5 protein-coding genes and 2 pseudogenes are annotated in these 11,238 nt (G+C 69.4%); 5 read left to right on the top strand and 2 right to left on the bottom strand.

Features of this window, described 5'->3' with window-relative positions; all coding sequences use genetic code 11:
* Nucleotides 1-486 precede the first annotated feature (486 nt).
* Nucleotides 487-2,012: pseudogene (locus tag AC6F7H_RS02780) on the top strand (ISL3 family transposase).
* Between the two features lie 91 nt (nucleotides 2,013-2,103).
* Here the strand turns inward: AC6F7H_RS02780 and AC6F7H_RS02775 are convergent.
* A pseudogene (locus AC6F7H_RS02775) lies at nucleotides 2,104-2,268 on the bottom strand (IS1380 family transposase); the annotation flags it as partial.
* Between the two features lie 202 nt (nucleotides 2,269-2,470).
* Between AC6F7H_RS02775 and istA the strand changes: the two are divergent.
* Nucleotides 2,471-3,646, top strand: a complete 1,176-nt coding sequence (gene istA, locus AC6F7H_RS02770; RefSeq protein WP_500754961.1) for an IS21 family transposase — start codon at nucleotides 2,471-2,473, stop codon at nucleotides 3,644-3,646.
* On the opposite strand, the gene AC6F7H_RS02765 is transcribed toward istA, so the two are convergent.
* Nucleotides 3,625-4,866 (bottom strand): IS110 family RNA-guided transposase, encoded by a 1,242-nt coding sequence (locus tag AC6F7H_RS02765; protein WP_500754954.1) that lies wholly within the window; start codon nucleotides 4,864-4,866, stop codon nucleotides 3,625-3,627. The two genes, istA and AC6F7H_RS02765, sit on opposite strands and share 22 nt — an antisense overlap.
* Nucleotides 4,867-5,393: 527 nt before the next feature.
* Between AC6F7H_RS02765 and AC6F7H_RS02760 the strand changes: the two genes are divergently transcribed.
* From AC6F7H_RS02760 to AC6F7H_RS02750, 3 genes are all read left to right on the top strand, one after another.
* A complete protein-coding gene (locus tag AC6F7H_RS02760) occupies nucleotides 5,394-6,830 on the top strand; it encodes an IS701 family transposase (protein WP_500754960.1) in 1,437 nt (478 codons plus the stop codon).
* An 84-nt stretch (nucleotides 6,831-6,914) separates the two neighbouring features.
* The gene (locus tag AC6F7H_RS02755) at nucleotides 6,915-7,580 is read left to right on the top strand and encodes a hypothetical protein (protein ID WP_500754959.1); all 666 of its coding nucleotides are present in this window, start codon (nucleotides 6,915-6,917) and stop codon (nucleotides 7,578-7,580) included.
* A 1,240-nt stretch (nucleotides 7,581-8,820) separates the two neighbouring features.
* Nucleotides 8,821-11,154: a peptidase domain-containing ABC transporter gene (locus AC6F7H_RS02750; RefSeq protein WP_500754958.1), complete on the top strand. Its 2,334-nt coding sequence runs from the start codon at nucleotides 8,821-8,823 to the stop codon at nucleotides 11,152-11,154.
* Nucleotides 11,155-11,238 lie beyond the last annotated feature (84 nt).

The raw sequence follows: 11,238 nt of genomic DNA, 5'->3' as shown, positions 1-11,238 counted from the left end.
CGAGGCGGGTGTGTCGCACAGGCACAACATTCCTGGTGGTGCCCCCGACAGGGGCGTGCCCGGAAGCGGAAGGCGCGTCTGTGACGCCCGAACGGGCAGCGTCGAGTTCACAAAGGGAGCCGGTCTTGTTTCGTATACGACATCAGCTGCCGCCGGGGAGGCGGATGTTACGGCCAGGGCAGGTCGTCGCACCCGTCCGTGTTCACGATGCGGCGGTGAACTTCCCGTCCGCGAGCTTGCACAGCCGTCCCCGCCCGGAGATCCCCCGCTCACCACGGACCTGCCTCGCGGGGCAGGTCGCGCGGACCGGCGGCGCTGGCGGAGCGGACGCGGTGCTCAGCCCGGGCCCGTTGAAGGTGGCGCAGTTCCCGTTCCGTACCGGCTGTCGGCGTACAACCTCATCTGTCCACCGGGTGTGTCAACTTAACGGGTCTGGCCCGTAGTCGGTGGTGACGGCGGGTAGCCATCAGCGATCATGATCTTGTGATGGATATCAACTCGCTTGTCGTCACGGTGTTTTCCGGGTTGTCGGGGGTGGTGATCGAGGGTGTTACGGACGGCGGGGACGCGGTCGTGGTCACGGCCCGTACCCGGGGTGCCGCGGTGCCGTGCCCGGTGTGCGGGACGCCGACGATGAAGGTGCACGGGTATCACCACCGGACGGTGGCGGACGTGCCGGTCGACGGCCGGCAGGTCGTCGTCCGGCTGCGGGTGCGGCGGCTGGTCTGTCCGGTGCTGGGCTGCGTGCGGCAGACCTTCCGTGAGCAGGTTCCCGGACTGCTGGAGCGCCATCAGCGCCGGACGGTGCGGCTGGCCGGGCAGATAGCCGAGGTGGCACGGGAGTTATGCGGCCGGGCGGCCGCCCGTCTGGCCGGCCTGCTGGCCGTGCCGGCCTCCCGCAGCACCGCGCTGAGGTGGCTGTGGCGTCTGCCGGTGCCCGAGGCGCCGGTCCCACGGGTGATCGGGGTGGACGATTTCGCGCTGCGGCGCCGTCGCCGCTACGCCACGATCATTACCGATGCCGTCACCGGCCGGCGCATCGAGGTCCTGCCCGGCCGGGACGCCGATCCCCTGGAAGTCTGGCTGCGCGAGCATCCCGGCATCGAGGTCGTATGCCGGGACGGCTCGGCCACCTATGCCGAGGCCATCTGCCGCGCCCTGCCCGACGCGGTGCAGGTCATCGACCGCTGGCACCTGTGGCGCAACCTGTGCGACAAGGTCCAGCTCGAGGTCCGCGCCCACGCCGGCTGCTGGGCCGCCGTCCTCAACCCGCCGCTGCCCGGCGGCATCTGCGAACAGACAACCCGTGACCGCTGGAACAAGGCCCACACCCTGCTCGGCCAGGGCGTCGGCCTGCTGGACTGCTCCCGCCGCCTCGGCCTCGCGTTGAACACTGTCAAACGCTACGCCCGCATGCCCGAGCCCACCGGTCTGCGCATCGCGCCGGCCTACCGGCCCACCCTCGTCGACCCCTACCGCGAACACCTGCGCCGGCGCCGGACCGAGGAGCCGGGCGTCCCCGTCCTCCACCTCTTCCACGAGATCAAGGAACTCGGCTACACCGGCAGCCTCAACGGCCTGCACAAATACCTCAACCAGGGCCGCGCCGACGGCGACCGGCCCGTCACCACCCCACGCCGCGCCGCGCGGCTCCTCCTCACCGATCCGAAGAACCTGCGGCCGAAAGAGGCCACCCTGCTGGAGAAGCTCACTGCGGCCTGCCCGGAGATGACCGAACTCGCCGATCTCGTGAGCGACTTCGCCGCCCTGCTGGCCCCGGCCCAGGGCAACGATCTGAAGCTCACCGAGTGGATCACCGCCACCCGCGCCGCGGCCCTGCCTCACCTGCACAGTTTCGCCAACAGCCTCGAACTCGACCGCTCAGCCGTCGACGCCGGCCTCACCACAACGGCCGCACCGAAGGCGTCAACACCAGAACGAAACGGATCATGAGACAGATGCACGGCCGCGCCGGATTCGACCTCCTCCGCCACCGTATCCTCCTGCGTTGATGGCTACCCGCCGTCACCACCGACTACGGGCCAGACCCGTTGATTAGACACTCCCGTCGGTCGGTGAAGCGCGAGGGGGGGCCGGGGTGCGGGCGTTTGTGCGGATCAGTGTCTGCCGCCCGCGCCGGTACTTCTTGGGCAGTGGGCCAGGGCTGACCTCGCGGCATCGATGTGGCCGGCGGCGGTGTTGTCGCCCGCGTTGCCCGGCCGCAGCAGGCCCGCCACCGTCGCCGGATCCGCCGCGGCCGTGATCGACGGGCGGCCAACTGTCGGCGTACACGTGAACGTCCCCACCCGCGTACGGATGAACGCGGCCAGTTCCTGATGCGCTGAGGGGTGCTGCTCGGCACTCTGCTGCTTGGTCGGTGTAGGCGGCGGAGGGGCGGTCGACGGTGGTTTTGGATCCGCATCGCTGGTTGGAACTGCGGCGTTTCCGTGGCCTGTTGGAGTCCGGGGCGATGAGCCTGTCGGAGATCGCCAGGGAGACGGGACTGGACCGCAAGACGGTCCGCAAGTATCTGTCGGCACCGGGCCCGGCGACCCCGCCGCGCCGGTCGGCGAACGGACGGTCCCTGGCAAGAAAGATCGACGAGTTCGCGCCGCTGATCGACTCGATGCTGCGGGCCGAGGTCCTGATGAAGGCATCGGTGATCCACGAGCGGCTGACCGCGGAGTACGGGTTCACCGGCAACTACCAGCGCGTCAAGCTCTACGTTCAGGAAGCCCGCCCCAGGATCGCCGAGGAACTCGGCATCACGCCGAAGGAGCTGGCGGGCATGCACCGCCGCTTCGAGGTCATCCCCGGCGCCCAGGCCCAGGTGGACTGGGGCGACGAGGGCAAGATCCTCGCCCACATGGGCATCGGGAAGGTCTACTCCTTCCACATGACGCTGTCGTACTCCCGCGACCCGTTCTGCTGTTTCACCACCAGCCAGGACCTGCAGACGTTCTTCGACTGCCACCGGCGGGCGTTCGCCCACTTCGGCGGGGTGCCGATGACGATCGTCTACGACCGCACGAAGACCGTCGTGCGCCAGCACGTCGCCCCGGGCGAGGCGGTTCCGCTGCACCCGGAGGCGGTCGGCTTCGCCGGCCACTATGACTTCGACATCGACGTCCTGGCCGCCTACCGGCCCACCGGAAAGGGCCGCGTCGAGCGACAGGTGCTGATCGTCCGCGACCACGTCCTGTCCGGTCGGGCCTTCTCCTCCACCGAGGAGATGGACGCCGCCTTCACCGCCTGGGTGCCGCAGCGCAGGTCCCAGATCCACAAGACGCACCGGGAGGTCATCGGCGAGCGGGCGGCCCGTGACCATGCGGCCCTCAGGCCGCTGCCGCCGACTCCGTATCTGGTGGCCGAGCGGCATCTGCGGCCGGTCGGCAAGGACTGCCTGGTCGCCTTCGGCGGCAACCTCTACTCGGTGCCCGCCCGCAGGGTCCGCCCCCGCCAGCTCGTGGAGATCCGGGCCACGAAGTCGCAGGTCATGCTGCACTCGGCCGTCACAGACGCCAGCGGCGAGACGCTGCTGGCCGTTCATGAACGGGCGGTCGGCCGCGGGGTCCGGGTCGTCGAGGAGACGCACTGGGAGGGCCTGCCCACCGGCAAGGGCCGTCAAGCGGCCTCGGTGAGTTGAACGTCTGACGGGACGGGGAAGGCGACGGTTTCGCTGTAGCAGACGCGGTGGGTCAGGCAGTGGTGGAGGCAGCCGATCATGCGGTTGAACAGGTTGCGCTGGGCGGAGGTATGGCGGTCTCCGGCCTCGCGGCGGCGGTCGTAGTGGGCTCGGGCGCCATCGGAGTGGGACATGGCGGCGAAGGCCCACATGTAGCCGGCAGCCGCCAGCCGCTGGTTCTTGACCCGGCGGGCCAGGACAGCAACGCTCTTGCCCGAGGCCCTGGTGATCGGGGCTGATCCGGCGTAGGCCTTCAGGCCGCGTGCGTCGGTGAACCGGGATCGGTCGTCGCCGATCTCGGCGAACACCCGGGCGCCGCTGAGAGCGCCGAGCCCTGGGAAGCTGGTGATGATCTCGGCGTCCGGGTGCTTCTCAAAAGACTCCACCGCGGCCTGTGCGAGGTCGTCGGCGCTGGCGCAGGCGGCCTCCAACTGCCGCAATAGCGCGAGTGTCTGGTGTCCCATCGCCTGCTCGACCAGGGGAAGTTGTCGCATCTGGGACAGGCGAAGCGCGGTGTGGAGACGGTCGGCCTCGGCGTCGAGGGTGTTCTTTCGGCCAGCCTTCTTCAGCAGGGACCGTAGCTGGGCGCGGGTGAGATGGGCGGCCCGTTCAGGGGTGGGGGCGGCAGCCAGCAGGGTGCGAGCGATGGGGTGGCACACGCCCTCGCGGCGGATGCCCACCGCGGCGAGGAAGCCGGGGAAGTACTCGTGCAGGTGCGAGGTGAGCTTGTTGGCGGCCTGGGTGCGGTCCCACACCGCGTCCTGCTGGGCGCGGGCGAGGACCGCGATGGCCTGGGCGAGTTCGGTGTCGGCGGGCAGTCGGCGGTGGGCGGCGGCGTCCGTGCGCAGGATGTTGGCCAGCACCATCGCGTCGAGGTGGTCGGACTTCTTGCGGGAGACCGCGTGACGGTCGCGGTAGCGGGCGGCGGCCATCGGGTTGATTGCGTAGACGGGGCGGCCGGTCGCGCGCAGGCAGGCGACCAGCAGGCCCCGGGAGGTCTCGATGGCCACCGGGATCGGGTCCTCGGCGGTGTCGCCGTGCTCGGTAAGGAGCTGCAACAGCTCGGCGAGCCCTTCGGCGGTGTCGTCGATCCGGGTTTTGGCCCGTAACGTTCCGGTGTCGTCGACAACGGTCACGTCGTGGTGGTCGCTGGCCCAGTCGATGCCGCAGAACACCTTCACAGTGCTTCACGTCCTCTCGATCGAGTCGCATATCGTGGCTGGTCACAGCCGTGTGGGGCACGCGTCTCCCTAATGGAAGGGCTCGATGGCCCGTCATCCGATTAGCCGTTCGTGACCCCAGCGACCCGCACGGTCCTCGGTCTTGGGAGGAACTCGGCGGCTCCCGAATACGGAAGAGGTGCTCCCTGCGGGTGGCTCGGACCACAAGCGTCAACGGTCTGATCATGTGCTCGGTCACGGTGCCGGTGCCGGTGCTCGCCGCTCTTTTTCGAGGGTTCACATCCGGGTAACGGGAAGGCGTCGCACCAACATCGGCTTCCAGCCCTACGGCCGGGAGGCTGGGGGGAAGACGGCGACGGACGACCGAATCTCATCACAGGGGTCGGGGCCCCTGGTCTACGGTGCGGTTCCCGATATCGCCGTCTGCTCCCCTTCCTCCACTGCCCATTACCGGTGATTTGTTGACTCTGGGCGGAGGGTGCAGTAGGCCGGTGGGGAGGGGTTTTCCCTGCTCGGAGGTGGTCCTGATGGCGACCGCGAGGCGTCCGTGTCCGCCGGCCCCGGGCCCGCTGGAGGACTATGCGGCCCAATTCGATGATCTCTTCTCGTCGCTCGCCCAGCGGCGGGGTTTCCGGGAGTACCTGACCGGGCTGCTGCTGCCGCGGGACCGGAACAAGACGCTCACGGCCCTGGCCGGGGCCGAGCCGGTGGCCGGGGCTCAGCATCCGGCGGTGCAGCGGCTGCAGTTCTTCCTGTCCGAATCCACGTGGGACCCCGAGCGGGTCGACGCCCGGCGCCTGGAGCTGCTGCGGGCCGATGCGGCGACCGCCCCGCACGCGGGCGGGGTGTTGGTGATCGACGACTCCGGGGACCGCAAGGACGGCACCACGACCGCGCACGTCGGGCGGCAGTGGCTGGGCCGGTACGGCAAGACCGACAACGCCGTGGTCACCGTGACCACGCTGTGGGCCGACGAACGCCTCTACTACCCGCTGCACGCCGTGCCCTATACCCCGGCCCACCACTTCGCCGGTGGCCGAAGCGACCCGGCCTTCCGTACCAAGTGGCGGATCGCCGCGGAGCTGGCCGGCCGGGCCCGGGCTGCCGGATTCCCCTTCCGCGCCGCGGTGGCCGACGGCGCCTACGGAGATCTGGACGACTTCCGGTGCGAACTGCACGCCGCCAAGGTGCCGTTCGTGATGGCCATCAAACGCCGCCGCGGCGTGTGGGCCTACGGCGACCAGGCCCGCACTCCGGTGGACGCCGCCCGCGAGCCGGCCTGGGGCGGCCCCGAGGAGCCCGGCGCGTGGACGCCGGTCGTGCGGACCTTCCGCGACGGGCACAGCGCCACCTGGTGGGCCACCGACGCCACGCTGGGGTTTTGGGGGCCGGACGGCCTGACGCGGCTGGTGGTGGCCACCACCGATCCGGCCACCCTGCCGGAGAAGGCCACCTGGTATCTGGCCACCGACCTGCCCCGGCCCGGCGGCCCGCGCGCCGTCGAGTCCCCCTATCCGCCCGCCGGCCTGGCCGAGGTCGTGCGGATCTACGGCATCCGGAACTGGATCGAGCAGGGCTACAAGCAGGTCAAGGACGAACTGGGGTGGGCCGACTTCCAGGTCCGCTCCGACACCGCGATCCACCGTCACCAGACCCTGGTCACCTGCGCGTTCACCTTCTGCTGGGAGGCGTGGTCCCCCGACCGGGAACCTGAGAACACGTCGGCGGAGGGCACCACTGCCGGAGAGAGGGGGGCCCGCACGGGCAGCTCCACCCCCACCACCGTGCTGGCCCAAGGCGATTCGCGCCGTCCGCAGCTGGCTGACCCCCGCGGTCGCGCTGCAACGCTGGTGGCGGGCCTGGTCCAACGCGCCCCCGCCGTCCGGGCTCCAGGCCCTGATCGACGCGGCCACCACCGGACAGGCCCTCAACCTCTACTCCCTGATTTAACAAACCACCGGTAGGTCTATGGCCGCAGCGCGAAACTGCGCGGCTTCTTCGAGGAGAACGGTATCGGCTACGTCTTCGCCGTCGGCGTCAACTTCGCCGTGCCCACGAGCGTCGGGCCGATCCGCGCCGATGTCCTGGCGGCGAGGAAGGTCCCCAAGCGGGCCTGGAACCGGCTCTCGTGCGGACAGGGCGCCAAGGGACCGCGCGTCTACGACTGGGCCCTTATCGCCACCGCCGACCCGCACCACCACCTGCTGGTCCGCCGCAGCATCGCCGACCCCACCTACCTGTCCTACTTCTACGCCTACGCACCCCCGGGCCGGTCGATGGCGCTGGCCGACCTCGTGGCGATCGCGGGGATCAGACGGACAGTTGAGGAGGACTTCGCCAACGGAAAGGACGCCGTCGGACTGGATCACACCCAGGCCCGCCGCTACCGCTCCTGGCGACGCCATGTCGTCCTTGCGATGGCCGCCCTCGCCCTGCTCTCCGTGATCACCAGCCTGGACCGGCGAGAACATCCCGCCCCGGTCCTGCCCGCCAGCCCCACCGACAAAGCACCCGCGGACTTCGAGCGGATCGCCCTGACCGTCACCGAGGCCCGCCGCCTGTTCCAGCTGTTCACCAGCCTGCTGCGGAACCTGCCCACCGCCCTCGCCGCCCGCCGCATGGCCTTCCACCTGCAGTGGTCCACCTGGCGGCGACGCCACCAAGCCCGCGCTCGCTGGCACCACTACAAGCGGCGCCTCACCGACCTCGACTGAACCCCGCACCACCCGTCGCCCCGTCAGATCACGAAGTGCGACTGGAGTACCGGAAGAATCCAGCATTCTGAAAGGACCCCTAAGAGCCTGAGGCTAGGGTTGACACAATGCCGAGTCGAAGTGTCTGATCATGAAGGGACGGGTTGGCCAAACACTTGGGGAGGGTGAATCTGGCCATGAGTTGATGCAACATCCGTTGACACACATTCACTGACCGAATTACCTTCGCTCCAGGAGATCGGTCGAAGGCAGCCAACCGGTGTGGCGCCCATCGACCACGATACCGGTCCCGGCCATCGAAAGCCGGTCCGTGAACTCCAATTCGTGAAACCAATCCGCCGATGTTCCGCTTGTGCGGAACCCGGCCCGCGAGACCCCTGCCGCCACGCATCGCCAAGTGCCGCAGGGTGCGTATCCGGATCCGCCGCTTCGAGTCCGCCCTCCCAAAAACCGGGAGGAGCCGTGGGCTCCCCGCAGGCTCCGCTGCCCTCCCCCTGAGCGCCGTGCCCTCGAGGCGCTGTGCTCGGGGAAGGGTCGCGGGTTGTCACACAGTCTCGCCGAACGAGAGGAGGTGAACAGCATGGAGAAGATCGAGTTCGAGAACGTCGAGATCGCCGACCTGGCGGACGACGAGCTCGCCGATGTCGTTGGTGGCCAGGCCCTGCTTGCCGGCCTCGTCAAGTGCATGGCCTGAGGACGCACTGAGGTTCCGAGCCCTGTAGGGAGGTGAACAGCATGGAGAAGATCGAGTTCGAGAACGTCGAGATCGCCGACCTGGCGGACGACGAGCTCGCCGATGTCGTTGGTGGCCAGGCCCTGCTTGCCGGCCTCGTCAAGTGCATGGCCTGAGGACGCACTGAGGTTCCGAGCTCTGTAGGAGGGTGAACAGCATGGAGGAGATCGAGTTCGAGAACGTCGAGATCGCCGACCTGGCGGACGACGAGCTCGCCGATGTCGTTGGTGGCCAGGCCCTGCTTGCCGGCCCCGTCCACTGCCTGTGAAGCCCATGGGGTGAGGACCTTGTAAGGCGATGCGGCCGGGCCTCCTGACATGAAAGAGATGTCAGGAGGCCCGGTTCATGGTAAGCCCCGGCGACGGTTGACCCGCCGCCATCCCAGGGACCGGCAGACGGCGGGGAACACCCCTGCTGCGCAGCGGCACAGGCTACGGCCGACGACACCAACATCAACGTCGGTTCCGCAGCCCGGACCGCATGGATGGAAACTCTCAGGTGAGCACAGTGGACACTGCGGAAGAAGGCGGCGCCCCGACCCCGCGACCGACTCCGTCGGGCAGGTTCCGGCAGCAGGCTCTCGCCGCGCGCGGTGCCGTACGCGACTACGGCGCCCAGGTAGCCCCCGGTCGCCTCGCACGACTCCCGTTCCGGCCGTCCGCCGAAGGCCAGGATTCGTCCGGCCGCAAGAAACGCTGGCTGCCCCGGCCCCAGCCCCGCGTCCCGGTACGGCTGCAGTCCCAGATCAGCGACTGCGGAGCCGCGTCGCTCTCCATGGTCCTCGCCTTGCACGGGGTCGACATTTCCATCCAGGAGCTCCGTCAGGCGACCACCACCGGTCGGGACGGGGTGTCGGCACGTCAGATCCTGGAAGCGGCACGCACATACGGCTTCAACGCGCGCGGCGTCCGCGTCGAACTCGACGCGCTGCGACACCTCCCGGCGGGCACGATCCTGTTCTGGGACTTCGCGCACTTCGTCGTACTCGAAGGGGTGCGCGGCGACACCGTCCACATCGTGGATCCCGCGCTGGGGCGGCGACGGCTGACCCTGGAGGCGGCCGGGACCTCCTTCACCGGTGTGGCCCTGCAGATCACCCCGGCCCTGGAGACGGTGCGCAGCTGGAGCGCCCGCCGCGCGGCGCGCCGGAGCGCGGGCTCCTGGCGCTACCTCTGGCACTTCGTCCCCACCGGCTACCGCTGGGTCCCGTTCGCGGTCTGCTCGCTGGTCCTCGTGCTCTTCAACCTGGGCATGCCGCTGGCCACCCGGTACGTGGTCGACCAGGTGGTACCTGGTCACGCCGCCGGCGTCGGCTACCTGTGGGTGGCGATACCCGTTCTCGCCGGAGCCTACTTCGCTCTGCAGTTCCTCCGTTCACTGACCTTCCTGGCCGTCCAGGCGGCCATGGACGAAAGCGTCACCCTCGGCATCCTCAACCGGCTCTTCGCGCTGCCCTACGACTTCTTCACCAGCAGGACTCCGGGAGACCTGCTGCAACGCGTACGAACCAGTTCGACGATCCGTCAGGTCTTCTCGGCCACGTCGTTCGCCAGCGTCTTCGACGGCCTCCTGATCCTGGTCTACATGACCCTGCTGCTGCTGGCCGACAGCACACTGGCGCTCGTGGTCATCGGCGTGGCCCTGCTGCAGGTGCTGCTCCTCGTGGTCACCTGGCGCCGCCAGGAATACGCGAGCGCCGATGCGTTGGAGGCCCGCTCACGGGCCGAGTCGGAGCTGGTCGAGATCCTGGACGGCATGGCCACGATCAAGGCGGCCGGTGTCGAGGGCGCAGCCGGTCACCGCTGGAGCCACACCCTGGCCGAGGAACTGAACACCCGACTGCGCAGTCGGCGGCTGCTCGCGCTCTCCTCGACGCTCAGCTCCGCCCTGCAGCTGGTCGCACCGCTGATCATCCTGGTCGTGGGCACGCAGCGGCTCTCCTCGGGTGCGCTGAGTCTGGGCGACGTGCTCGGCTTCAGCGTGCTCGCCATGGGACTGCTGGTCCCTCTGGTCAACTGCGTCCAGGTCGGCTTCCAGGTGGCCGGGATCGGTGCCGAACTCACCAAGCTGGGCGACATCATGGAGACGGCCCCCGAACGCCGCACCGGCGACGTCGAGGTCGGCGCCGTCAGCGGGACACTCGAGATCCGTAAGGCCTCCTTCACCTACCAGGCAGAGCAGACCCCGGTGGTCCGCGACGTCTCGTTCACGGTTCCGGACGGCAGCTTCACCACGATCCTGGGGGCCTCCGGATCGGGCAAGTCCTCCTGCGCGCTCCTGCTCGCGGGACTGCACCAGCCCAGCAGCGGGGCGGTGCTGGTGGACGGACGCGACCTCGCCTCCGTGGACACCGGAGACTACCGCCGGTCCATCTCCTTCGTGAACCAGGACTCCAAGCTCTTCTCCGGGGCGATCCGGGAGAACATCGCCTGGGGCGGCTCGGAGGTGACCGAGGCGGAGATCGTCGAGGCCGCCCGGCTGGCCGGCATCCACGAAGACATCGCCCGGATGCCGATGGGGTACGACACCCTGCTCGGCCCCGGCGGCATAGGTGTCTCCGGTGGTCAACGCCAGCGGATCATCCTGGCACGGGCGTTGGTGCGCAAGCCGCGCCTGCTGATCCTGGACGAGGCCACCAGCGCGCTCGACCCGGTCCTGGAGCTGCAGATCTTCAACCGGCTGCGCAGCCTGCCCATGACGATGGTCGTGGTGGCGCACCGGCTGACCGCCATCGACTGCGCCGACCAGGTCGTGGTGCTCGAAGCAGGCCGGATCGTGCAGCTCGGGCAGCCGGACGAGCTGTCCCTCCAGGACGGCCCCTACCGGACCCTGACGAGCTGACGCCCCGATGGACTGCCGACCGTATACCGCCGGACCCGAGCACCGACGACGTGACGAGCGAGACACCCGTCTGTCCCCGCGGCC

It is taken from the genome of Streptomyces sp. MMS24-W38 (assembly GCF_059889265.1).
The sequence above is the reverse complement of the archived record's forward strand: the minus strand, read 5'-3'. Positions and strand labels throughout refer to the sequence as shown.